Source organism: Thauera terpenica 58Eu, from assembly GCF_000443165.1.
Taxonomy (GTDB): domain Bacteria; phylum Pseudomonadota; class Gammaproteobacteria; order Burkholderiales; family Rhodocyclaceae; genus Thauera; species Thauera terpenica.
Genome location: NZ_ATJV01000024.1, coordinates 66,315 through 90,714, shown reverse-complemented (window position 1 = coordinate 90,714; position 24,400 = coordinate 66,315). Strand labels below are relative to the sequence as shown.

At 65.8% G+C, this 24,400-nt stretch carries 19 protein-coding genes; 8 read left to right on the top strand and 11 right to left on the bottom strand.

The genetic code is table 11. From position 1 onward, the window contains the following. Positions 1-8: 8 nt before the first annotated feature. Together mog and M622_RS23820 are read left to right on the top strand one after the other, a co-directional pair. Positions 9-599 (top strand): molybdopterin adenylyltransferase, encoded by a 591-nt coding sequence (gene mog / locus M622_RS23825; protein ID WP_031346264.1) that lies wholly within the window; start codon positions 9-11, stop codon positions 597-599. Further along, positions 596-1,822 (top strand): methyltransferase, encoded by a 1,227-nt coding sequence (locus M622_RS23820; RefSeq protein WP_021248078.1) that lies wholly within the window; start codon positions 596-598, stop codon positions 1,820-1,822. The genes mog and M622_RS23820 overlap by 4 nt, the downstream gene beginning before the upstream one ends. Before the next feature lie 76 nt (positions 1,823-1,898). Here the strand turns inward: M622_RS23820 and msrQ are convergent, their stop codons facing one another. Beyond that, positions 1,899-2,579 (bottom strand): protein-methionine-sulfoxide reductase heme-binding subunit MsrQ, encoded by a 681-nt coding sequence (gene msrQ / locus M622_RS23815; RefSeq protein WP_021248077.1) that lies wholly within the window; start codon positions 2,577-2,579, stop codon positions 1,899-1,901. Between the two features lie 220 nt (positions 2,580-2,799). Between msrQ and aroG the strand changes: the two genes are divergently transcribed. Further along, complete coding sequence (gene aroG, locus M622_RS23810) at positions 2,800-3,885, top strand: 3-deoxy-7-phosphoheptulonate synthase AroG (protein WP_031346261.1); 1,086 nt, start codon at positions 2,800-2,802, stop codon at positions 3,883-3,885. Positions 3,886-4,062: 177 nt separating this feature from the next. On the opposite strand, the gene M622_RS23805 is transcribed toward aroG, so the two are convergent. The 5 genes from M622_RS23805 to M622_RS23775 form a co-directional block, all read right to left on the bottom strand. Continuing rightward, positions 4,063-4,992 carry a ketopantoate reductase family protein gene (locus M622_RS23805; RefSeq protein WP_021248075.1) on the bottom strand — a complete coding sequence of 310 codons (930 nt, stop codon included), beginning with the start codon at positions 4,990-4,992 and terminating at the stop codon, positions 4,063-4,065. A 138-nt stretch (positions 4,993-5,130) separates the two neighbouring features. Beyond that, positions 5,131-6,390, bottom strand: a complete 1,260-nt coding sequence (locus M622_RS23800) for an Hsp70 family protein (protein WP_021248074.1) — start codon at positions 6,388-6,390, stop codon at positions 5,131-5,133. Positions 6,391-6,502: 112 nt separating this feature from the next. Further along, the gene (locus M622_RS23795) at positions 6,503-9,037 is read right to left on the bottom strand and encodes an EAL domain-containing protein (protein WP_169375111.1); all 2,535 of its coding nucleotides are present in this window, start codon (positions 9,035-9,037) and stop codon (positions 6,503-6,505) included. Between the two features lie 126 nt (positions 9,038-9,163). Next, positions 9,164-9,973 carry an alpha/beta fold hydrolase gene (locus tag M622_RS23780; protein ID WP_021248072.1) on the bottom strand — a complete coding sequence of 270 codons (810 nt, stop codon included), beginning with the start codon at positions 9,971-9,973 and terminating at the stop codon, positions 9,164-9,166. Positions 9,974-10,114: 141 nt separating this feature from the next. Further along, positions 10,115-11,548 (bottom strand): aspartate ammonia-lyase, encoded by a 1,434-nt coding sequence (locus M622_RS23775; RefSeq protein WP_021248071.1) that lies wholly within the window; start codon positions 11,546-11,548, stop codon positions 10,115-10,117. A 607-nt stretch (positions 11,549-12,155) separates the two neighbouring features. Between M622_RS23775 and M622_RS23770 the strand changes: the two genes are divergently transcribed. After that, positions 12,156-13,046, top strand: a complete 891-nt coding sequence (locus M622_RS23770) for a bactofilin family protein (RefSeq protein ID WP_031346253.1) — start codon at positions 12,156-12,158, stop codon at positions 13,044-13,046. 93 nt (positions 13,047-13,139) lie between these two features. Here the strand turns inward: M622_RS23770 and M622_RS23765 are convergent, their stop codons facing one another. Continuing rightward, the gene (locus M622_RS23765) at positions 13,140-15,287 is read right to left on the bottom strand and encodes a TonB-dependent receptor family protein (protein WP_052028673.1); all 2,148 of its coding nucleotides are present in this window, start codon (positions 15,285-15,287) and stop codon (positions 13,140-13,142) included. A 340-nt stretch (positions 15,288-15,627) separates the two neighbouring features. On the opposite strand from M622_RS23765, the gene exaC reads away from it, so the two are divergent. Beyond that, the gene (gene exaC, locus M622_RS23760) at positions 15,628-17,148 is read left to right on the top strand and encodes an acetaldehyde dehydrogenase ExaC (RefSeq protein WP_021248068.1); all 1,521 of its coding nucleotides are present in this window, start codon (positions 15,628-15,630) and stop codon (positions 17,146-17,148) included. Positions 17,149-17,248: 100 nt separating this feature from the next. Next, positions 17,249-17,629 (top strand): DUF779 domain-containing protein, encoded by a 381-nt coding sequence (locus tag M622_RS23755; RefSeq protein WP_021248067.1) that lies wholly within the window; start codon positions 17,249-17,251, stop codon positions 17,627-17,629. A 67-nt stretch (positions 17,630-17,696) separates the two neighbouring features. Here the strand turns inward: M622_RS23755 and moaC are convergent, their stop codons facing one another. After that, on the bottom strand, positions 17,697-18,176 hold the full coding sequence (gene moaC / locus M622_RS23750; protein WP_031346251.1) for a cyclic pyranopterin monophosphate synthase MoaC: 480 nt from the start codon (positions 18,174-18,176) through the stop codon (positions 17,697-17,699). Positions 18,177-18,320: 144 nt separating this feature from the next. Here moaC and M622_RS23745 point away from each other — a divergent pair, with 144 nt between their 5' ends. Both M622_RS23745 and M622_RS23740 read left to right on the top strand, forming a co-directional pair. Next, on the top strand, positions 18,321-19,754 hold the full coding sequence (locus M622_RS23745; RefSeq protein ID WP_021248065.1) for a M48 family metalloprotease: 1,434 nt from the start codon (positions 18,321-18,323) through the stop codon (positions 19,752-19,754). An 89-nt stretch (positions 19,755-19,843) separates the two neighbouring features. Continuing rightward, on the top strand, positions 19,844-20,074 hold the full coding sequence (locus tag M622_RS23740; protein WP_021248064.1) for a sulfurtransferase TusA family protein: 231 nt from the start codon (positions 19,844-19,846) through the stop codon (positions 20,072-20,074). Between the two features lie 131 nt (positions 20,075-20,205). Here M622_RS23740 and M622_RS23735 read toward each other — a convergent pair whose 3' ends face one another. The 3 genes from M622_RS23735 to M622_RS23725 form a co-directional block, all read right to left on the bottom strand. Next, the gene (locus M622_RS23735; protein WP_021248063.1) at positions 20,206-23,163 is read right to left on the bottom strand and encodes a valine--tRNA ligase; all 2,958 of its coding nucleotides are present in this window, start codon (positions 23,161-23,163) and stop codon (positions 20,206-20,208) included. Between the two features lie 110 nt (positions 23,164-23,273). Then, positions 23,274-23,945: a hypothetical protein gene (locus tag M622_RS39255; protein ID WP_021248062.1), complete on the bottom strand. Its 672-nt coding sequence runs from the start codon at positions 23,943-23,945 to the stop codon at positions 23,274-23,276. Further along, positions 23,942-24,400: a DNA polymerase III subunit chi gene (locus tag M622_RS23725; RefSeq protein ID WP_021248061.1), complete on the bottom strand. Its 459-nt coding sequence runs from the start codon at positions 24,398-24,400 to the stop codon at positions 23,942-23,944. The genes M622_RS39255 and M622_RS23725 overlap by 4 nt, the downstream gene beginning before the upstream one ends.

The window sequence follows — 24,400 nt, the reverse complement described above, 5'->3', positions numbered from 1 at the left end:
CGAAACCCATGAGCGAACCCATTCGCATCGGCCTGGTGTCGATCAGCGATCGCGCCTCGGCCGGCAGCTACGAAGACCAGGGCATTCCCGCGCTGCAGGACTGGCTGGCCAAGGCCTTGCGCACGCCGTGGAGCGCGCACACGCGCCTCATCCCCGATGTGCGCGCAACCATAGAGCACACCCTGGTGGAGCTGGTCGAGCAGGTGGGATGCAATCTGGTGCTGACCACGGGTGGCACAGGCCCGGCGCCGCGCGACGTCACGCCCGAAGCCACGCTTGCCATCGCCGACAAGGAAATGCCGGGCTTCGGTGAAGAGATGCGGCGCATCAGCCTGAATTTCGTGCCCACCGCCATCCTCTCGCGCCAGCTCGCGGTCATCCGTGGCCAGTGCCTCATCATCAACCTGCCGGGTCAGCCCAAGGCCATCCGCGAAACGCTCGAAGGTGTGCGTGATGCCGATGGCAGCGTACGCCATGTCGGCATCTTCGCCGCCGTACCCTACTGCATCGACCTCATCGGCGGGCCCTGGATCGACACCGACGCCGCGGTGATCAAGGCCTTTCGCCCCAAGAGCGCGATCCGGCCGCAGCAGGCATGAAGCCCGTGAGCGAATCTGCCCTGCTGTACTGGACCGAGCACGACACGCCGCACAGCGCACGCTGGCAGTCCGAGAGCGGCCAGCTGCCGCCCAGGCGGGTGGTGCTCGCCGATGACAGCCTGAGCGCGGACACGGCCTGGCGGCTGGCCTGCGAAGGCACGGCGCTGCTGTGGCGGGGGGACTATCACAATGCGCGCCAGCTACTGCAGGCCATGGCGCGACGAGCCAGCCGCAAGCCGCGCAGGAAGGCCGAGAAGGCAGCCGCCAAAGCGGCCGGCAAGACAGCGCACAAGGGCCAAAGCCCGGGCGTGGATTTCCCCGAGGCCTTTCATCTGCATCGCATGGCACAAGCGCAGCGCGCGCGCACCCTGGGCATGTTGCTGATCCCGGTCGAGGCCGGCGGGCTCATCCCCCTGCGGCGCGCGCCCGATGTGGCTGAGGCGCTGTCCGCAGCCTTTGGCGAGGCGTCGTCGGCAGCGCAAGGCAATGAGCAGGCCGGTCTGCTGCAGGCCCCGTTCGTGCTCTCCTTGCGCGAGTTGCTGGGCCTCATCGGGGCGCACGAGTGGCGCCGCCAGGGCGTGCTGGTGCCGGCGCTGGGCGCGCGTATTCACCCGCACTACGGCGTGTTTTCGCCCCTGCGTGGCGAGTATCTCGATCTGATTGCGCGCGCACGCCTGCCGGCAACCACCCTCGCCTTCGACATCGGCACCGGCACCGGTGTCATCGCCGCCGTGCTGGCGCAAGCGGGCGTGCAGCGTGTGGTGGCGACCGAAAACTCGCCGCGCGCGCTGGCTTGCGCGCGCGAAAATCTGGGCCGGCTGGGCCTGGATGCGCGCGTCGAAGTGCTCGAAGCTGATCTCTTTCCGCCCGGGCGGGCGCCGCTGGTGGTGTGCAACCCACCGTGGGTGCCGGCCAAGCCGAGTTCGGCGGTGGAGCACGCGGTGTATGACGCCGACAGCCGCATGCTGCGCGGTTTCCTGGGCGGTCTGGCGGCGCACCTGGATGAGGGTGGCGAAGGCTGGCTGATCCTGTCCGATCTGGCCGAACACCTTTGCCTGCGCAGCCGCGAACAATTGCTGGGCTGGATCGAGGCGGCAGGGCTGAAAGTGCTTGGCCGCGACGATGTTCGCCCACGTCACGCCAAGGCCGGCGACGAGAGCGATGCGCTGCACCAAGCACGCGCCGCCGAAGTGACATCTTTGTGGCGGCTGGCTGCGCGCTGAGGCGAGATGCCAGGTTGCGTCTGCAGGCGCTGCGCGCGCACGCTGGTCGCTAGCGGGCGCCGCGGGCACAGCCGGTTTACTTCGGAAGGATGCGAATCACTGGTCGCTTCAGGTGCTTGGCCGGCGGCGGGGTGGAAAGCTGACGCCGACGCTCGAGCTCACGCCACCATGCGCGCAGGCCAAGCAGCGCAGCCAGGACGAGCGCATAGATGAGGGGTGTGAACACACCCGCCTCCACCAGCCACCAGAAATGCACCACTCCAAGTACCGCGATGCCGTAGCTGGAGCGGTGCAGCGCCTGCCAGCGTCGTCCGCCGAGGCGGCGAAGCGCGAAGCTGTTCGATGTGGCGGCGAGCGGAATGAGCAACACGAAGGCGGAGAAGCCGACGGTGATGAAGGGGCGGTCAAGGATGTCGCGTGCGATCGAGCGCCAGTCGAAGGACTGATCGAGCCAGACGTAGCTGAGCAGGTGGCCGGAGGCGTAGGCGAACACGAACAGCCCCAGCATGCGGCGCAGGCGTATCAGCCAGTGCAGGCCGGTATAGCGACGCAGTGGCGTGACCGCGAGCGAGATGAGCAAGAAGCGCAAGGTCCATTGGCCGCTGCTGCGGCTGATGGTCTCGATCGGATCGGCGCCAAGCGCATCGTTTTGCCAGCCCATTGCCAGATTGGCAGCGGGAATCAGGCAGAGCAGGAAGACGATCACCTTGATGACGGTGATCTGCGCACCCGAGGGCGCGCGCAGCACATTGAGCATTATTGGTTCGCGTTGGTTGGTCAGTTGGCTTGCGCTGCGTCGCGCGTGGCAGGTTCAAGGGTGAGAACGTCAAGGGCGTGAACGCCAGTCAGTGTATTCACAGACGCCGCAATCGCCGATCGGTTCAGCGTATGAGCGCGATTGGAATCCTGTGGAACGGGCGCGGGGTGACTTCGGCTAGAATCAAGAGCTGTTTACAGCCATGATGCCGAGTTCCGCCATGCCCGCTTCCACCAAGATCCACATCGACGACGTCCGTATCCAGGAGATCAAGGAACTCGTGCCGCCCGCGCACGTGCTGCGTGAGTTTCCGGCGACGGCGAAGTCGGCCGAGACCGCCTACGAGGCGCGTCAATCCATCCACCGCATCCTGTTCGGCGCCGATGACCGCGTGCTCGTCGTCATCGGCCCGTGCTCCATCCACGACACCGAAGCGGCCATGGAGTACGCCAGAAAGCTCAAGGCCGAGGCCGACCGCCTCAAGGACGACTTGTTGATCGTGATGCGGGTGTACTTCGAGAAGCCGCGCACCACCGTGGGCTGGAAGGGCTTGATCAACGACCCCGGGCTCGACAACAGCTACCGCATCAACGAAGGCGTGCGCATCGCGCGCAAGCTGCTGGCGGAAGTCAACGAGCTCGGCCTGCCGGCCGGCACCGAGTTTCTCGACATGATCACGCCGCAGTACATTGCCGATCTCATCTCCTGGGGTGCCATCGGCGCGCGCACCACCGAGAGCCAGGTGCACCGCGAGCTGGCCTCGGGCCTGTCCTGCCCGGTCGGGTTCAAGAACGGCACCGACGGCAATGTGCGCATCGCGGTCGATGCGATCAAGGCCGCACAGTCGCCCCATCATTTCCTGTCGGTCACCAAAGCGGGCCATTCCGCCATCGTCACCACCCGTGGCAACGAGGACTGTCACCTCATCCTGCGCGGTGGCAAGGCGCCCAATTACGATGCGGTCAGCGTCGATGCGGCGTGCAAGACGCTGGCGGTGAGCGGTGTGCAGGGCAAGGTCATGGTCGATTTTTCCCACGCCAACAGCAGCAAGCAGCACCGCCTGCAGCTCGAGGTGGCAAACGACGTCGCGCGCCAGCTGGCAGCGGGTGAGGATCGCATCATTGGCGTGATGGTCGAATCCCACCTTGAGGAAGGGCGGCAGGATCTGGTGCCGGGCAAGACGCTCGAGTACGGCAAGAGCATCACCGATGCCTGCATTGGCTGGGATGACAGCGTGCAGCTGCTGGAAACGCTCGCCGAGGGCGTTCGCCAGCGCCGCATCAAGCGCGCCGGGCAATTCGAATAGGAGCACAGCTCACGCGTCTGAACGACTCCGCCCTGCTGTGAAAGCAGGCCTATATCGACGGTGAGCGGGTTGAGGCGGCCGATGGCAGTGTGCCGGCGGCGGTGGCGAAGCTGAAGGTCGGCCCCGGCCTGTCGGGCGAGCTTGAGCAAGGGCCGCTGATCAATGAGGACGCGGTGCTCAAGGTCGAAGCCCTGCCCGACGATGCGCTGGAGAAAGGCGCGCGTCCGCCACGGTCCTGACCAGTGTATGAACGGCGCGATGCGTGGGCACCTCCATGCCCGCCGCGTCGGCCATGCTGAACAGCACGCCGGTGATGGCGTCGATTTCGGTGGGGCGCCCGGCCAGCACGTCCTGCAGCATGCTCGCCCGATTGGCGGCCGTGGCGCTGGCCACGGCATGAACGCGGGCATGGGCGGTGGCCTCATCGAGGGCGAGTCCGTGCGCATGCAGCACTGGCCAGGCCTCGGCGATGAGGGCATCGAGCAGGACGCGGTGGGGCGCTGACAGCAGCTCGCCATTGGTGACGCGGAACAAGGCGGCAAGCGGGTTGATGGCGGCGTTGACGAGCAGTTTCGCCAGCCGCACCGGGACGATGTCGGCGACCACGCGCGCGGTGAAGCCGGCGCCCACGAGCAATTCGGCCACCGCCTCAAAGCCTGCCGGCAGCAAGGTCTCGCCCGCACCGGATGGATGGACCCTGTCGCTGTCGTCGCGATAGGCGCCTTCGGTGGTGACGCCCTGACCCACGCTGAGCCCCGGGCAGGCGGCGCGCAGCAAGTCTTCCACCAGTCCGTTCTGCAGCGACAGCACGCCCTTGGGCGCCATGGCCGCGGCGGTGAGCGCGGCCTCGGTGGTGTCGCCGGTCTTCACCAGCACGATCACCCAGTCGGCTTGCGGCGCCTGGTCCGCGCCGAACACATCGAAGTGGCGCAGCGTGCCGCCGACCTCGATACCTTGGAGCAAGGCTTGCGCGCGCTCTGCGCTGCGCGCGATCACGGCGACCCGCCCCGTGCGCGCAAGGCGGGTGGCGAAGCTCAGGCCGAGCGCGCCGGCGCCGATGATGGCAAGCGGATAAGGGGCGCTGGGCGGTGTTGGGGGCGTGTTCATCGTCTGCAGTCTCTCCCATTGACGGTGCGCCGTGCAAGCCGTGCGCAGCCCGCTGTCGCCAGACGGTCACGCTCAATAGCAGCCAGTCGTGCGTGCCGCACAAGCGCGCTGTGGTGCTCCACGCCAGCGCCACAGATCTTAGCCGTAACGGCGTGCCGCCTCCACCGCGAGACCTGCGCCTATGCTGCCGTAGAGCTCGCCTTCGACGCTGCGCGCGTTCGGCAAGGCGGCGCTGATGCGCGCGCGCAGCTGTGGCACGCCGCTGCCACCGCCGGTGAAGTACACGGTATCCACCTGATCGCGGCGCAGGCCGGCGTCTTGCAGCAGCTGCTCGACACAGGCGCCCACGCGCTCGACGAGCGCGGCAGTGGCGGCGACAAAATCCGCCGTGCCAATGCTGTGCACAAGTCCTGGAGCGAGGCGCTCGAGTTCGATGTCTGCCCGTGCGGCGCCCGACAGGTCGATCTTGGCCTGCTCGACCTGCAAGGCCAGCCAGTGGCCGTCGCGCTGGCTGATCAGGCGCGCGAGGCGGTCGAGCTCCGCGCGTGCGAGCGCGTCGCGATAGACGTTCTGCAAGTCCGCCCAGGCCCCGCGGCTGTAGGCGGCGTTGATGGTGTGCCAGGTGGCGAGCTGAAAATAGATGCTGGCCGGGATGTGGGCGCCGTTTTTCATCAGGCCGCGGTAGCCCAGCAGCGGCATCACGCATTCCAGGCTGAGTGTGCGGTCAAAGTCGGTGCCACCGATGTGTACGCCGGCATTGCCGAGTAAGTCCTCACCACGCTCGTCGCGCTGCGCGCGTTCGGGTGACAGGCGTAGCAGAGAAAAATCCGCCGTGCCGCCGCCGATGTCGGCGATCAATACCAGCGCCTCGGCGCTCAGCGAGCGCTCATAGTGCAGGGCGGCGCCAATGGGCTCGAACTGAAAGCTGAGCTCGCGAAAACCCACCTCGCGCGCGATCGCCTCCAGCGTGTCCTGTGCCTTGCGGTCGGCGCTGTCGTCGGCGTCGACGAAGTGCACCGGGCGACCGAATACGGCGGCCTCGAAGCTGCGCCCGGCCTGTGCCTCCGCCCGCCTCTTGAGTTCGCCGATGAAGCTCGCCAGCAGATCGCGAAAGCGCAGCGCACGGCCACCGACCTCGGTCTGGCCATCGATCAGGCTCGAGCCCAGCAGGCTCTTCAGCGCCCGCATCAGGCGGCCATCGTAGCCTTCCAGGTATTGGGCCAGCGCATCACGACCAAAGTGGGTGCTGCTCTCGTCGGCATTGAAGAACACCGCCGAGGGCAGCGTGGGCTTGTCATCTTCAAGCAGGAGCAGGGTGGGGGCTGCGGGGCGCAGCCAGCCTACGGTGGAGTTCGAGGTGCCGAAATCGATGCCGCAAGCGCGCGCGGGAAGGTGCATGGAGGCCGGACGGCGCGGGGCCGTGCTGCGGAAAAACGGCTCAGCATGCTAACCGAGCGTCGCACATCAGGCCAGTGCGCCGTGTGCCGGGTAGTGGCGCACTGGCCCGCGCTCAGCGCGGGGCGGTGTTGAGAAAGGCTTCGAAGTCCTGGGCAGGGCAGGCCGGACTCACCAACCAGCCCTGCATCAGCTGGCAGCCTCGCGTTGCGAGAAAGTCGCGCTGGGTTGCGCTCTCCACGCCCTCGGCGAGAGTCACCATGCCCAGGCTCTGACCCAGCTGAATGATGGCGCTGATGATCACTTCGTCATCCGGGTCGGCGCCAATGTCGTGCACAAAGCTCTGGTCGATCTTCACCTTGTTGAAACCGAGCCGGCGCAAGTAGTTCATGGATGAGTAACCCGTACCGAAGTCGTCAATCGCCAGACTGACGCCCAGGGTGCGCAATTGCTGCATGGTGGCGATGGCGGCCTGCGGGTCGCCCATCGTCAATGACTCGGTCACCTCCAGTTCGAGGTAGCGCGCAGGCAGATTGTGGGTGCTGAGAAGCTGTTCGAGGCGGCTGACGAAGTCCGGGTGGCGGAACTGGAGCGCCGACACATTGACCGCAACGACCAGCTCGCGGCCGGCCTGGCGCCACAGGCCCGCCTGTTTCACCGCCTGCTCCATCACCCAGTCGCCGAGACGAAGGATCTGCCCGCCGCTCTCGGCAATCGGTATGAATTCGGCCGGTGAAACCTTGCCCAGCACGGGGTGCGTCCACCGTACCAGAGCCTCGGCGCCGACCACGGTCTGGTCGCTCACGCGCACGATGGCTTGATAGTGGAGCGCAACCTGCCCGCGCTCCAGCGCGAAACCCAGGGCGGTAAACAGCGCCAGCGCACGGTCGGTGCGCGCCTGCATCTCATCGGTGAAGAAGCGGAATCCGTTACGCCCCTCTTCTTTCGCCCGGTACATCGCCGCGTCGGACTTGCGCAGCAAGGTGTTGATGTCCTGGCCGTCGGCGGGGTACATCGCGATGCCGAGCGAGGTGCCGATGCCGACCTGGTGTTCGCCGAGCTTGAAAACCGCCTGCATCTGCTCGTGGATGCGTGTGGCCGCGCGCATGGCGCCGGCAGCGTCGGTCTCGGGCAGCACCAGCACGAACTCGTCCCCACCCATGCGACAGGCGGTATCGGACTCGCGCAGACACTCACGGATGCGCTGCACGACCTGAATCAGCAGGCGGTCGCCAAAGTCGTGACCGAGCGAATCGTTGATGTGCTTGAAGTGATCGAGATCCATGAACAGCACCGCCAGCGACTGCGAGTGCCGCGCCGACAGGGCTGCCGCCTGTTGGAACAGGTGGTACAGCGAGCTGCGGTTGGGCAGGCCGGTGAGCTGGTCGTTTTCTGCGAGTTGCTGGATGCGTTGCTGCGCTGCGATGCGCTCGGTGACATCGCGCGACAGCATGATCACACCGGGTGTCTGATCCTGGCTGCCGTCCTTGCGTGCGGCCGAGAGTTCGAACCAGCGCCTCTCGTGCTTGACCTCGGCCTCGATGAGCTGGCCGTGGCTGTGTCCGTCGCGCAGTGCAGTCTCAATCGCCTGGCGCACGGTTTGCGCCGCAGCCGGCGACAGCACCTCATCGACGAGCGCCCCCTTCAGGACCTCCCTGGGGGCGGAGAGCATGTCGTCGCGGCTGGTATGCACGGAGAGGTAGCGTCCGTGCTGGTCGAGTTCGAACATCAGGTCTGGGACCGCCTTCAACATCGCCGTCAGGCTGCTGTTGGATACACGCAGTTCGGCGGTGGCGAAGCGGATGCGTCGTCTGAGCCACCACACATTTCCAGCCAGGAGCAGGCCGGTGAGCGAGAGACCGGCAAGCACCGTGAGCACGGCGGTCGACAGCGGGGCATTGCGTTGCGGCAGGTTCCAGTTGCGAAGCACCTGGTAATACGGCGAGCGATCGTCCTTGAGCCAGCTTTCGAGGTGCTGGTCGATGGCCGCGAGCACCTCGGCATGTCTGGCGTGCGGTGCGGCAAAAAACAATGATGCCGGATGAAACACGACCGGGGTCGCAGTCAGGCCATAGTCTGCAGCCTTGTAGGTACCGAAAAAATGATTGGCGGCGACAAGATCCGCTCCTTCCGCCGCGACCAACTGGAAAGCGCTCTCGAAGGAGTTTGTCTCCACGAGTCCGGCCTGGATGTTGAAGCCAGCGAGCATCCGCTCCAGCACTTCGGTCTGTACCCCGCTCGATAGCACAGCAATGCTTTTGCCTTCGAGGTCGAGCAGCGAGTCGACACGCATGTCGGCACGTCGATAGAGTTGCGACCAGCTGTGCAGCGCGGCGGTGCGATGAAAACTGAAGCGCTCGTTGCGCTCATTGGTGTAAGCGACGTCGGGCATGAGATCGATCTTGCCGGCCTCGAGCAGCGCGAGACAGGTCTTCCAGTCGCAGGGCGTGAAGCTGAGCTCCCAGTCCTGCGCCTGCGCAATTTCCCGCAAAAGCTCGATGAAGATGCCGGCAGGCGCCCCCGAGGCGTCGGTGAAGATCTTGGGCGGGGATTCGTACAGACCGATCTGCAAGGGCTGCGCTGCCATGGCGGTGGGCATGCCCAGCATCAGCATCGTGGCGAGCAAGAAAGCTGTGAGAGGTCTGAGCAACAGCGTGTCCTCGGTCGCGACTCGATCGTGAGTGTGAATTCTATACCGCATGAGTGCCCGGGATGGGGCGTTGTTCTCTGGTCCTGGTCGGCAGGACAGGCACGCGAGGCCGTGCTGCGCTGGTGCTCAAGCCACGGTTTGCAAGAAGGCGGAGACGCGTTCGATCACCTCTGCCTCGCGCTCACGATGCGGGACGTGGCGCGTATCAGGCATGAGCGCGAGCTGCGCCGCTGCGCCGGCGAGCGCGACGATGCGTTCGGGGTGGCGCGGGCTGCCGTACTCGTCCTCGCTGCCGTGAATGACCAGCAGCGGAGATCTGAGCTGGGGCAGGGTCTGGTCCAGTGACCACGAGGCAAAGGCCGGGCTGAGCCAGGAGCCGATCCAGGCGTCGAGCACCCACTGCGCCTTGTCACCGTGATACTTCGCCAGACGTTCACGTTGAGCCGGGTCGGCGAACAGTGCGCTTGCTTCCTCGATGCCTTGGACGGTGCGATCCTCGACGAAGGCCTGGGCTGATTCGGTGATCAGCGCAGCGCAAGCCTCGGGCCGCTTCGCCGCGCAGTGCACTGCCATGCCGCCGCCCACGCTATGGCCGAAGAGGATGAAGCGGTCGATGGCGAAGTGCTCGCACACCGCAGCGAAGCTGGTGTCTGCCTCGGTGGCGATGAAGTCCGGTGCCAGCTTGCCGTGGAAGGCGTCGGAGCGGCCGAAGCCCAGACGGTCGTAGGCGATGACCGGACGCGCGCAGTGCGTGCTCAGCGCAGCCGGAAAGTTACGCCACAGCTCGACGCTGCCCAGGGAGTCGTGCAGCAAGATGATCGGCACCCTGGAGGCGGGCAGGCGCGGCGCCCAGCGACGGGCGAAGAGGCGACCGCGGTCGGACTCGATGCGGTGATCGTCAATGGCAATGTCGATGGGGGGCGGGTGTGCGCTCATTTGATGCCCTGTCATGCGTGTCTGAGCTGCCCGTCCCGTCCGCCGTGCGACGGACGGGCAGCGAATGCCTGGCGCCATCACTCTCGGGCGTGGCGCCATGGGGCCTGGTAATGAGGCCTGGCAGTGGTGCTCAGGCCAGGGTCAGGCCAGCGCCGCGGCTGCGGCAGCGTCCGAGGCGCGGGGAGCGAGTGCACCCGCACGCGTCAGATTTTCCGGCAGCAGCAATTGCAGCAGTTCGGTCTGGCTCATGATGCCCAGCTCTTCGGCAATCAAGCCAATGGGCTTGCCGGTGGCGATCGCGGTCTTGGCGATGGCTGCGGCCTTTTCATAGCCGATCAGCGGGTTGAGCGCGGTGACCAGGGTGACCGACTCCGCGATGCGCTGCGCGAGCAGGCCGTGGTTGCCTTCGATGCCTTCCACGCAGTTTACCTGCAGGGTATGGCAGGCATTGGCGAGGTGCTTGAGGCTCTTGTGCAAGGCCCAGCCGATCAGCGGCTCAAAGGCGTTGAGCTGCAACTGGCCGCCTTCGGCCGCCATGGTGATGGCGACGTCGTTGCCGATGACTTCGAACGCGACCTGATTCATCACCTCAGGGATCACCGGGTTGATCTTGCCCGGCATGATCGAGGAGCCGGCCTGGCGTGCGGGCAGGCGGATGTCGCCGACGCCAGCCTGGGGACCGGAGGAGAGCAGGCGCAGGTCGTTGCTGATCTTGGACAGCTTGACCGCGATGCGCTTGAGGGTGCCCGACACATCGACGAAGGAGCCGGTGTCCGCAGTGGCGGCGATGAGGTCGGCTGCGCGCGTCACGGGTACGCCGGACAGTTCGGCGAGCAGGGGAATCACCACGTCGACGTAGCCGACGGGTGCATTGATGCCGGTGCCGATGGCGGTGCCGCCCATGTTGACTTCGGTCATCAGGCGCGCGGATTCGCGCAGGCGCTGCTCGTCGTCGGCGATCATGCTGGCGAAGGCAGCAAACTCCTGGCCGAGCGTCATCGGCACGGCGTCCTGCATCTGGGTGCGCCCGATCTTCAGAACGGTCGCGAATTCGGTGGCCTTGGCTTCGAAGGCGCCACGCAGGCCGGCAAGGGCCTGCAACAACTGCTGGATGCCGAACCAGGTCGCGATCTTGAGCGCGGTGGGGTAGGCATCGTTGGTGCTCTGTGAGGCATTGACGTGGTCATTGGGGTGGATGAGATCGTAACGCCCCTTTTCCACGCCGAGGTGTTCGAGCGCACGGTTGGCGATCACCTCGTTGGCATTCATGTTGGTCGAAGTGCCCGCGCCGCCCTGGATTACATCGACGATGAACTGATCATGGAGCTGGCCGGCGACGAGGTCGTCGCAGGCGCTGGAAATGGCTTGCGCCTGTTTTTCCGTGAGCACGCCCATCTCGCGGTTGGCGTGGGCGGCGGCCTTCTTGACGAAGGCGAAGGCACGGATGAGCTCCGGCATCTGTTCGATGGTTTGCCCGGTGATGGGGAAGTTCTCGACTGCGCGCGCGGTGTGCACGCCCCAGTAGGCCGGCGGAGGGATGGATTTGATACCGAGAAAATCGCGCTCTTGACGCATGAGATGTCCTTGATGATTGAATTGAAACCTGGCGCGACCGTTGTTCACGGGCTGGCGCTGAACGGGTGTCGGAGCCCTGCCAGGGCAGGCGATCTTAGCAGCGGCGCGACACATTTCGCGCACCGGGCCGGGGGCAGGCGATGCTTCGCGAGCAGCCTAGCGTTCGCAGTACGTGCCTCTCGCGCTCCCGCACCCATTCCCGGGCTGTCCCGGAGAGGAAATTTTTCATATAATTCAACGCTAATTTAATTAGTCGTCCTCACCTCATGCATTCCATCCACCTTGGCGAATTTTCAGCGGCGTCTTGCGCCGTGCGTCGTCGCGTGGGCGGCGGGCGGGCGGGTGCAGACTGGCAGCGCGGCGCCGTTCGAGCGCCGGCATTCACTGTGACGGGGTTCCTGGCCGTGCTTTCGCCGGCCGTGCGGAGCCCGGTCCGGGGCTGATCCCCGACCCCTCTGCACGGCACCTTGCTCGGGGCGCGTTTGCGCCTTGATCAACGTGTAGCCAGGGTGGAGGCAAGCATTCTCAAGCGCATCCCTTTTCTTCCCTGGCTGCAAGCGCAGGTCGCGAGCGCATCGCGACCGCAACTTTGCAAGTGGGTGATGTGATGGTTCTTACACGTAGTTTCGTCAGGGCGAAGCGGCCTTGCACCGACGGATTTCGCTGGTTTGTGCGCCAGTTCGACGAGGGCGGCAATTATCAGGACTTGCTCGATACGATGGTGGCCGCAGGCCGCGCCGGCGACGCCTGCTGGTTGCTCGAGCAGTTCGGCTCCACCAACGAGGTGCGCGAGCTCGATGCGATCGAGGCCGACGCGGTGGTGTTTGCCGGCACGCTGCGGGTGCGCGGCGGGGTGGATGTGGAGGGCAAGATCCATGTCGGGCGCACGCTGCAGGTCGGCGGCGGGGTGCGTGTCGGCGGCGATCTGATCGTTGGCGAAGACCTGCGCGTGGAAGGCAATGTGCGCGTGGACGGCAACGCCGACATCGGCGCTGATGTGCGCGTGGGCTGGGGGCTGGAGGTTCTCTCCGCGTTGCGTTGTGGTGGTGAGCTGCGCGCTGGCTGGGACCTGCGCTGTGGGGCGCATCTGGAGCTGGGCGGCAACGCCGTGGTCGGGCAGGACCTGCACTGTGCGGATGAGTTACGTTGCTTCAAGGGCTTGCAGCTGGGCGGCGATCTGTGTGCCGAGAACAGCGTGCGTGTCGATCAGGGCATCGTCGCAGGCGGCTCGGTGAGCAGCGCCTTGCATCTTGAAGTGGGTTGGGGCATCCGCGCTGGCGGCGCGATCTGCGCGCAGGGCTCCATTCGCGCGGGCGAAAGCCTGGAGGCGGGTGAAGCCATTTGTGCGGGCGAAGGCTACGGCGTTTTTGCGGGTCTTGACGTGCAGACCGAGGCCTGGGAAGCCTGCGCCCGCGTCAGCGCCCCCGAGCGTCCTGCGGGTCTGATGAGCGGATGGTGGGCCGGGCCCTCGGCGCTGCTGGCGCGCGCTGTGGCCTGAGTCCTGGGCGTGGGGTGCACCCATTCCTGAGGCTGTGCGATAGCGCGACCCCGGAGAATCTGGTCGATTCGTGCGTGTTCGGCCATCCGAATTCTAGAAGCGATAGCTGGCCTGAACGCCGCCATACACATTCCGGCCCGGACCGGCTTCGTAATAGCGTCCGTTGCGGTCGCCGATGATGACGGCGGCGACGTGCTTGCGATCGAACACGTTGTCCAGCCTCAAGGTCTGACTGAAGCTCCAGGGGCCGGATTCCTGCTCGGTGACCAGGCGCAGGTTGAACAGGGTGTAGGCGGGGGCGGCTTCGTCGGCGTTGGCGTCGTGGACTTCGACTGCGCTGCGATGCACCGCCTCCATCGCGGTGGTCAGGCCGGCCCTGGGTTTCCACGCCAGCTCGCCCCAGGCCGATACCCGCGGCACGCCGGGAATGTCATTGCCTTCGGGCACGCCCGCGAAGGCTTCGTCGTAGGTGGCACGCATCATGGTGAGTGCGCCGCGTGCGCTCAGCGTGCGCGTGAGCTCGGTTTCGAGCGCAAGCTCAAGCCCCTGGCGCAAGGTCTTGCCCGCGTTGGTGTAGTAGGAGCGCCCGCCACCGGCACCGGCAACGACGATCTCATTGTCGGTATTGATCTGGAAGGCAGCCAGGTTCATGCGCGTGTTTTCGCCGACGTAGGCTTTCACGCCGAGTTCGAACTGGTGGCTGATCGAGGGTTCGAGGCCGAGGTTGAAGCCGCCGGTCGGCGAGTAGGCGATTTCGCCCAAGGTTGGGGTCTCGAAGCCGGTGCCCAGGCTGGCGTAAAGGTTGAGCAGCGGTGTGGCACGCCACAGCACGCCGACGGCCGGTGTGGTCTTGCGATAGCGGCCCGAGCCGCTGTCGTCGCCGTTGGGGCCGACGATGTAATGATCCTGCACCTTGAAGCGTACATTGCTGTGGCGCACGCCGAGTGACCAGTCCCAGTCGCTCTGTCTCCAGGTGGCCTGAATGTAAGGGGCGGTGCTGGTTACGGTATTGATCTCGTCGCGGCGCAATGCGCCTTTGACGCCCAGGGTGTTGCCGATGAAGTTCTGGTAACCCTGGCGGTCGTCTTCGGCGCTGTCGTAATCCACCCCGGTGGTCAAGGTGAGCTTGCCTGCACCCATCTCGCGCTGGGCGATCCAGCGCAGGCCCAGGCCATGAAAACTGCGCTCGAAATTGATGATGCCGCCGGCATGAGTGGGCGAGCCTTGCGCGGCCTTGGGGATGGACTGGTACTGGATCACCTCGCGCTCACCGGCGTAAGCCTGGACTTCAAGCCGGTCTTCGCCGAAGCGACGCTCGTAGCGAGCACCCCCTTGCACGTGATCGATGGATTTGCGCGTCCGGTACTGCAGCGCGACGGGTTCGACGGCGTTCTCGTCGCGCTGGTAAGTGGCCCAGGTAATGCCCAACGGGTCTTCGGTATTGGGCTGGTGCAGATTGCTGACGAGCAAGGTGAGCTTGCTGTCTTCGTCAGGTGCCAGGGTGATCTTGGCAAAGCTCTGATCGCGCCGCGCCGCGCTGTAGTCGCGCTCGCCATTGGTTTCGAAGCGCGAGGTGTCGAGCACGAAGCCGATGCCGTTCTTCTCGCCTTCGGCGCCGACGCCGATCTTGTAAGTGCCGTGCTCGCCGGCAAACACACTGCCGCGGATGCGCGGCGCGCCCTTGCCATCGCGCGAGAACAACTGGATCACGCCACCGGCGTGGTTGCCGTACACGGTCGCAAACGGGCCGCGCAGCACTTCGATGCGCTCGGCCGCGTCCAGATTGAAGGTGGCCGCCTGGCCCTGGCCGTCGGGGTTGGTGGCGGGGATGCCGTCGCTGATGAGCTTGACGCCGCGCACGCCGAAGGCCGCACGGGCGCCGAAGCCACGCACCGAGATCTGCAGGTCTTGCGCATAGTTCTGGCGGTTCTGCACCACCACGCCGGGCACGCTGCCCAGCACTTCGGAGACATTCACCCGCATGCCCTGGCCAGCGTTGGTGTCCAGTCGCACGCCGTCCACCGAGTAGGGCGCATCGAACGGGGACACCTCGACCCAGCTGCCGCTGATGACGACGGTGTCGAGCGTTTTCTCGCTATCAGCCGCGCTGGCGGTGGTCGCTGTCAGTGCGCACAGCACGGCAAGGCACAGGCGTTGCGGCGCGGGACGGCCGCGGGTGTTGGGGTGACGGCGGGCGGGGTCCGTGCTGCCTGGCGAAAAGGCGTGGGCTGTAGGGGGCATCATGGGTGCGCTGTCCTCGGCTTGCTGTGCTGCATTGTTCGTCCTTCCTGCTTGTCCCGAGCCCCATATGCTGTCAGTTCTGCAATGGCGATGCCACCCTGAACATGAAGGGTACGAGCAGTGGTTTGCCGTCGTAGCGCTCAAGTGAGGACGGTCGCGGCTGGGCGAACAGAGTTTGAGCAGCGTTTCAGGCACGCTGCCCGACGCAGCCGGCTTTCGGGGCCTTGAATGGGAAACACGCGTTTTCCCACCTAGAATGGTGTGCGCGCTGGCACCTGAGCTGCATGGAAGGCAGGTCAGGCGGGCCTCGCGTCTGCAACCACAAGAGAGGAGACAAGCCATGATCTACGCAATGCCTGGGCAGCCTGGGGCCAAGCACACGTTCAAGCCGCGCTACGACAACTTCATTGGTGGCAAGTGGGTGGCGCCGGTGAAGGGGGCGTACTTTGACGTGGTGACCCCGATCAGCGGGGCGAACTACACGCAGGCGGCGCGCTCCACGGCCGAGGATATCGAGCTGGCGCTGGATGCTGCGCATGCGGCGTTTCCGACCTGGGGCAAGACCTCGGCGAGCGCGCGCGCCAATGTGCTGTTGCAGATTGCCGACCGCATCGAGCAGAACCTGGAGCTGCTGGCCTACGTCGAGACGGTGGACAACGGCAAGGCGATCCGCGAGACGCTCAACGCCGACATTCCGCTGGCGGTCGATCACTTTCGCTACTTTGCCGGCTGCCTGCGCGCGCAGGAGGGCGGCATCTCCGAGATCGACGAGAACACCGTCGCCTACCACTTCCACGAACCGTTGGGCGTGGTCGGCCAGATCATCCCGTGGAACTTCCCCATCCTGATGGCGACCTGGAAGCTCGCGCCGGCGCTGGGCGCGGGCAACTGCGTGGTGCTCAAGCCGGCCGAGTCCACCCCGATCTCCATCCTGGTGCTGGTCGAGCTGATCGCCGACCTGCTGCCCCCGGGCGTGCTCAACATCGTCAATGGCTTCGGGCGCGAAGCGGGCATGCCGCTGGCCACCAGCAAGCGCATCGCCAAGATCGCCTTCACTGGCTCGACCTCGACCGGGCGCGTGATCGCCCAGGCTGCGGCCAACAATCTTATTCCGGCCACGCTGGAACTGGGGGGCAAGTCGCCCAACGTGTTCTTTGCCGACATCATGGACCACGATGACGCCTTCCTGGACAAGGCGGTCGAAGGCCTGGTGCTGTTTGCCTTCAACCAGGGCGAGGTGTGCACCTGCCCGTCGCGGGCGCTGATCCAGGAGTCGATCTACGATCGCTTCATCGCGCGCGTGCTCGAGCGCGTGGCGGCGATCAAGCAGCTCAGCCCGCTCGACACCGACAGCATGATGGGCGCGCAGGCCTCGCGCGAGCAGATGAGCAAGATCCAGTCCTACCTGGAACTGGGCAAGGAAGAGGGCGCCGAGTGCCTGATCGGCGGCGCGCGCGCCGACCTGGGCGGTGAGCTCAGCGCGGGCTATTACATCCAGCCCACGATGTTCAAGGGCCACAACAAGATGCGCATCTTTCAGGAAGAGATCTTCGGTCCGGTGCTGGCAGTGACCACCTTCAAGGACGAGGCCGAGGCGCTGGCGCTGGCCAACGACACCTTGTACGGACTGGGCGCAGGGGTGTGGAGCCGCAATGGCAACGTCGCCTACCGCATGGGGCGGGCGATCCAGGCCGGTCGGGTGTGGACCAACTGCTACCACGCCTATCCGGCGCACGCGGCCTTTGGTGGCTACAAGGAATCGGGCATCGGACGTGAGAACCACAAGATGATCCTGACCCACTACCAGCAGACCAAGAACCTGCTCGTGAGCTACAGCGAGAACAGGCTCGGCTTCTTCTGAGCCTGTGTCCTGTGGTTTCAGCCCGCCCTCCGGCAATGCATCGGGGGCGGGTTGATGCCCAGCTTCTTGCCGTCGTTTTTCGCTTTGTGAGGGATGTCCCATGGTCGATCGAGTCCTCGCCACGCCCGCCGCGCTTGAACTCATCGCGGAACTCAAGGCCGAGTACGGCCCCGAGCTGATGTTTCACCAGTCCGGGGGCTGCTGCGACAACAGCGCTGCCAACTGCTACCTGCCCACCGATCTGACGATCGGCGCCGGCGATGTGCATCTGGGGGAGATTGGCGGCGTACCCTTCTACATCGGCAAGGCGCAGTATCAATACTGGAAACACACCCAGCTCATCATCGACGTGATCGAGGGCCAGGGCGGCACCTTTTCGCTCGAAGGCAGCACGGGCAAGGCCTTTCACACCCGCTCGCGCTTGTTCGATGCGGCCGAGCTGGCCGAGGTGGAGGCTGAGGACCTGGCGCAGGGCCGCTGAGCTGTGGGCGGCCAAATGGCAGCGCTGCCTTGCCTTGGTGGCGCGCGTTCAGCCGCGGCGCAGATGCTCAGGCCTTCCAGTGCCCCGACTTGCCGCCCAGTTTTTCCAGCAACTGGATGCCTTCGATACGCATGCCGCGGTCGACGGCCTTGCACATGTCGTAGATGGTCAGCAGGCCAAGGCTGACCGCGGTCAGCGCCTCCATCTCCACCCCGGTGCGTCCGACCGTCTCGGCGTTGACCGTGCATCGCAGCGCAGACTCGGCCTCGTCGAGTTCGAAGTCGACGGTGACGCGGGTGAGCGGGATCGGGTGACACAGCGGGATCAGCTCACTGCTGCGCTTGGAGGCCTGGATGGCGGCAATGCGGGCGATGCCCAGCACGTCGCCTTTTTTCGCCGTGCCGGCGCGGATCATGGCGAAGGTCTCGGGCTGCATCAGGATGCGACCTGTGGCGATGGCCACGCGACGGGTTTCGGCCTTGGCGCCGACATCGACCATGTGGGCCTGACCGTCGGCGTCGAAATGGGTCAAAGGGTTCTGGGACAAGGGATTCTGGGCCAAGGGATTCTGTGCGGAAGCGGTCATGGTGCGCGAGGCGGCGTGCGGTGAGTCGGTGTCCGGCGCGGCGCTGCTACGTCTCGATACATGGGCGTGGGAACGCTTTGAAATCGACAGGTATCATAGCACTCAATGATGAGACGACCTCTTGCCCTGCTGCTCAGCCTTGCGCTGGCCCTGCCTGTCCAGGCTTACGACCTGCCCGACCTCGGGGATGTGGCCTCGTCCGAGCTCTCGCCGGCGGCCGAACGCCGCATTGGTGAACAGATCATCAGCCAGATACGCTGGCGTGACGCCACCTATCTCGACGATCCCGAGGTCGAGGAGTACCTCAGCCGCATCGGTCACCGCCTCGCTGCGGTGAGTAATAGCCCCGGTCTGGAGTTCGATTTTTTTGTCGTCAATGACCCCACGCTGAACGCGTTTGCACTGCCGGGGGGTTTCATCGGCGTGCACACCGGCCTCTTGCTGGCGGCGCAGACCGAGTCGGAATTCGCCTCGGTACTGGGTCACGAGATCGCACACGTCACCCAGCGCCACATCGCACAGATCGTCGGCAAGCAGAGTCAGTCGGCGATGCTGATGATTGCATCGCTGCTGGTGGCGGTGCTGGCCGCGCGCAGCAATTCAGATGTGAGCCAGGCGGCGATTGCCGCGGGCCAGGCCGGCGCGATCCAGTCACAGCTCGGTTATACGCGCGCCTTCGAGCGCGAGGCCGATCGCGCCGGACTGGAGACGCTGGAGAGCGCAGGCTTTGATGTGCGCGGCATGCCGGGCTTCTTCGAGCGCCTGCAGCGTGTCACGCGCATGTACGAGAACAACGCGCCCGCCTATCTGCGCACCCACCCGCTGACCACCGAGCGCATCGCCGACATGGAGAACCGCGTGGCGTCGATGCCTTACAAGCAGGTGCTGGATTCACCCGACTTTCTGTTCTCGCGCGCCAAGCTGCGCGCCAACAGCGGGCAGCCGGCTGATGCGGTGAGCGAACTGGAAAGTCAGCTGGCGCGCGCGCCGGATGACCTGGCGCTGGCTTATGGTCTTGCCCGCGCGCTGTTTCGCGCCGGCCGCCTCGATGAGGCGACGAAGGCGCTCGAGCGCGTGCGTGTCAAGCACGCGCCATCGCCATGGCTGGAGACGCTGGCGGGCGAAATTGCGCTCGCACGCAAGGATGCTGCGGGCGCGGTGCGCACGCTCGAGGCCGCCACCCGCAGCTTCCCATCCAGTCGCAGCCTGGTCTATGCGCTGGCCGATGCGCGCATCCACGGCGCTCAGGCTGAGGCAGCGGTAGCCGGCTTGCGCCAGGCGATCGACCGTCGCCAGACGGATCCGCGACTGTGGCAGCTTCTGTCCCGGGCCTATGCGGCGCAAGGCAAGCTCACCGCACAGCACCGTGCGCAGGCCGAGTTCTACCTGCTGCGCGGCAGCCTGCCCGCCGCCGTGGAGCAGCTCGATATCGCGCGTAGCGCGGCTGATGGCGACTTTTACGAACTGTCTGCGGTTGATGCGCGCCTGCGCGAGCTCAAGCAGCGCCTGCTCGAGCAGCGCCGCGATCGCGAGCGCTGAGCGCTTGCAAGCCTGCGCCTGTGCCATGCGTCAGGCCTTACATTAGAATGGCGGCTGGCTCCGGATATCCAAAAAAATGAGGACAGAGGATGGATTTTGAGAAGGAAGTGGACGCGCGTGGCCTGAACTGCCCGTTGCCGATCCTGCGTGCCAAGAAGGCGCTGGCCGAGATGCAGCCGAACCAGGTGTTGCGAGTGGTGGCGACCGACCCCGGTGCAGTGAAGGATTTTCAGGCCTTTGCCAAGCAGACGGGCAATGAACTGCTGAAACATGGCGAGACGGCGGACAAGGCCTTTGAATTCTTTCTGAAGCGAAAGTAAGGCTGTCGCCGTCGCTGCGCGATGTGAAACGGGCTGCCCTGTGAGTGGGGCAGCCCGTTTCATTTGCGCCCGCCCGTCCGGGCGCATTTGCCTGGCGCCGGCGCGCTGCCGGCGCGGGTGTCACGCGGGTGTCAGCGACCCAGCTTGGCCAGCTGCGGCTTCAGTTGGTCCACCGTGGCCTTGAAGCCGGCCAGGCGCGCACGCTCCTGCTCCACCACCTTGGCCGGGGCGCGGTCGACGAAGCTGGCGTTGCCAAGCTTGCCTTCGGCCTTGGCGATCTCGCCTTCGAGGCGATTGATCTCCTTGTGCAGGCGCTCGCGCTCGGCGTCGATGTCGATTTCCACCTTGAGCATCAGACGGGTCTCGCCGGCGACGGCGACCGGGGCCAGTTCTTCGGCCGCAATCTCGTCGACGATGTGCACATCCGAGAGCTTGGCCAGGCCAGCAAGATAGGGTGCGTACAGCGTGAGCGCCGTCTTGTCGCCAGCGGCCACCAGCGGCAGGCGCTGGGCGGGGGAGATGTTCATCTCGCCGCGCAGGTTGCGGCAGGCGTAGATCATCGCCTTCAGCTCAGTGACCCTGGCCTCGGCGGTCTCGTCGATGCGCGTCATGTCGGCTTGCGGGTAGCGCGCCTGCATCAGGCTGTCGCAGTCCTTGCGTCCGGCGAGCGGAGCGACGGTTTGCCATAGCTCCTCGGTGATGAAGGGGATGAGCGGGTGTGCCAGGCGCAGCACCGTCTCCAGCACGCGCAGCAGGCTGCGGCGGGTGGCGCGCTGTTGCGCGGGGGTGCCGCTCTGGATCTGCACCTTGGCAAGCTCAAGATACCAGTCGCAGTATTCGTCCCAGACAAACTCGTAGATCGCGCGCGAGACGAGGTCGAAGCGGTAGGCCGCAAACTGCGTGGCGACTTCGGCTTCGGTGCGCTGCAGGCGCGACACGATCCAGCGGTCGGCAAATGAGAAGTCGAGTTGCTCGCGCGTGCACGCGACGTTTTCGCCGATGCCGCAGTCCTGGCCTTCGCAGTTCATGAGCACGAAGCGGGTGGCGTTCCACAGCTTGTTGCAGAAGTTGCGATAGCCCTCGCAGCGTGCGAGGTCGAACTTGATGTCGCGGCCCGGGCTGGCGAGGCTGGCGAAGGTGAAGCGCAGGGCGTCGGTGCCGAAGGCGGCGATGCCCTCGGGAAATTCCTTGCGCGTCTTCTTCTCGATGCTCTGCGCCTGCTTCGGATTCATCAGACCAGTGGTGCGCTTCTCGATCAGCTTGTCGAGCGCGATACCGTCGATGAGGTCGATGGGGTCGAGCACGTTGCCCTTGGACTTGCTCATCTTCTGGCCTTCGGCGTCGCGGATCAGGCCATGCACATAGACGTGCTTGAACGGGATCTTGCCGGTGAGATGGGTGGTCATCATGACCATGCGCGCCACCCAGAAGAAGATGATGTCAAAGCCGGTGACCAGCACCGTGGACGGCAGGTAGAGGTCGAGTGCGTCGTTGCTCTTTTGCGGCCAGTCTGCCGTCCAGTCCAGGGTCGAAAACGGCCACAGTGCGGACGAGTACCAGGTGTCGAGCACATCCTCGTCGCGGCGCAGGCCCTTGGCGCGCAGTTCGGTCAGCTGCGTGCGGATGTGGCCGGCTTCGTCGCTGCGCCCCTGTTGCTCGGCGTGCTGTGCCTTGTCTTCCATCTCGGCGAGGCGACGCTCGAACTGTGCGCGGGCGTCGGCCTCTGAGGTGGCGACATGGACATTTTCGTGTGCGTCGTACCAGGCCGGGATGCGGTGGCCCCACCACAGCTGGCGCGAGATGCACCAGTCCTGGATGTTGTTCAGCCACTGGTTGTAGGTGTTGACCCAGTTCTCCGGGTAGAACTTGATCTGGCCCGAGGCGACGACGTCGAGCGCCTTTTGCGTGATCGACTTGCCGTCCGCGCCCGCTTTGCTCATGGCGACGAACCACTGGTCGGTGAGCATGGGTTCGATGATCACCCCGGTGCGGTCGCCGCGCGGCACCTGCATCTTGTGCGCCTTGAGCTCGATCAGCACGCCTTCTGCCTCCAGCTTCGTCACTACCGCCCCGCGCGCCTCGACGCGGTCCAGACCGGCGAGCTCGGCGGGCAGCGGGTAGCTGCCACAGGCCTGGCCGTCCGCACTGTAGCGCTCGGCCTCGGCTGGCATGCTGCCGTCGAGCTTGAGGATGACGACCATCTCCAGCTGGTGACGCTGGCCGACGGCGTAGTCGTTGAAGTCGTGCGCGGGGGTGACCTTGACGCAGCCGGTGCCGAATTCGCGGTCGACATAGTCGTCGGCGATGATCGGGATGTGGCGGCCGGTCAGCGGCAGGGCGACGGTCTTGCCGATGAGCTGGGCGTAGCGTTCGTCTTCGGGGTGCACCATCACCGCGACGTCGCCGAGCAGGGTCTCGGGGCGGGTGGTGGCCACGGTCAGGCCGCGCAGCTCACCGATCGGGCCGTCCGAGAAGGGGTAGAGGATGTGGTAGAGCTTGCCGTCTTCTTCTTCGGAGACGACTTCGAGATCGGAGACCGCGGTGCCGAGCTTGGGGTCCCAATTTACCAGGCGCTTGCCGCGGTAGATCAGGCCTTCCTTGAACAGACGCACGAAGGTCTCGGTGACGGTCGTGGACAGGCCCTCGTCCATGGTGAAGCGTTCGCGCTTCCAGTCCGGGCTGGTGCCCAAACGACGCATCTGGCGGGTGATGGTGCCGCCGGAGTATTCCTTCCACTCCCACACCTTCTCGAGGAACTTCTCGCGGCCGAGGTCGTGGCGGCTGATGCCCTGGGCGTCGAGCTGGCGTTCGACGACGATCTGGGTGGCGATGCCGGCGTGGTCGGTGCCCGGCTGCCACAGCGTGTTGTCGCCGCGCATGCGGTGGTAGCGCGTGAGCGCGTCCATGAGCGTCTGGTTGAAGCCGTGCCCCATGTGCAGCGTTCCGGTGACATTGGGCGGCGGCAGCAGAATGCAGAAGGCGTTGGGGTTCGACTTGTCGAGTCCGGCGTCGAAATAGCCGCGGGATTCCCATTCCGGGTACCAGCGCCGTTCAATGTCAGCGGGCTCGAAGCTCTTGGCCAGTTCCATGGTGTTTTACGCGCGTGAAGGCAAAACGCGGATTATAGCGGATCGACCCGCCACCCCCGCCGGGCGTGTGTACATGGCCTCAACTGCCGCAGTAATGCGGCGGCGCAGGTTCAGCGCTTGGCAGGGGGTGGGGTCGTGGCCGGCGTGAGTTCGAGCTGAGCGCTGATGTGGGCGGAGAGCTCGGGCAGCAAGGTGGCGCGCAGGTGCGCCTGCATCTCGGTCTGCAGCTGTTCGCTGAGGTGCTCGAGCTGGCGCTGCAGGAGCTGGGGGAGCTCCTTGTCCATCCACTCGTTGATGCTGCGCGCGATCTGGGTGTCAAGCTCGACCAGGCGCTCGGCGATCTGGTAGGTGATGCGATCCTCGGTGCTCATCCTTGCCGTCGCGCTGGGCGCGCCCGGGGTGCTGGGAGTGCTGGGAGGGCTCGGCTCGGCGATGGGTGAGGCGCTGAAGGCTGTGCTCACTGACGCCGTCAACGCCGCGCTCGCCGACAGCGGCGGCAGGGGGCGTGCCGCCTGTTCGGTGCGCTCGGGCGGGAGCTCGAGTTCATCCACGATCTCGGTGAGGATGGGCAGGTCATCGTCGTCGGCGAGCGGGTTGTCGCAGTAGGCCAGCGCGTCGTGCCCGGAGACATCGGGATGCGGCCGTGTCATGGGTCTGGCAAGGGCTTGCGCTTCCGGGGGCATGCGGTGACGACTCAGCAGCGCATCGGCCTGATCGAGCAGGTCGTCGGCGCGCTCGAGCTCCGCGTCGGCATCGGCATGCAGGGGAGGCCAGTCTTTCATAGCGCCACCCTGAGCTCGGCGTCGAAGGCCTTCAAGGTCAGGCCGCGCTCACGGTATTGCGTCCAGCGCGCGCGTGCGGGCAGCTTGTCGGCTTCGCGCTGGCTCACGATCTCCACCACGAGCTTGAAGTCCGGGTAAGCCGGCGGCAGATCCGGCGCGAGGTTGAAGAGCATGTCGGTGTGCGGCCAGAGCGGCTTGCCCACGGCGGCGCTCGTGTCCGCAGCGCTCGCGATCACGATCGGTGTTTCTCCGGCCAGCGGCGAATCCTGCAGCACGTGCGGAATGAAGGTGAGTCGTTCATGCGTCCACAGCATGCGGTCCAGCACCTGCGCGCTGGCCTCGTCGGGCATGCGCACCACGACCTTGCGCCCGCTGCCATAGGCGCGCCCGACCAGCTCGCAGGCGAGCGCGAGCGGGTCGGGGGTGTTGTGATAGAACTGCACGCGCGGTGCCAT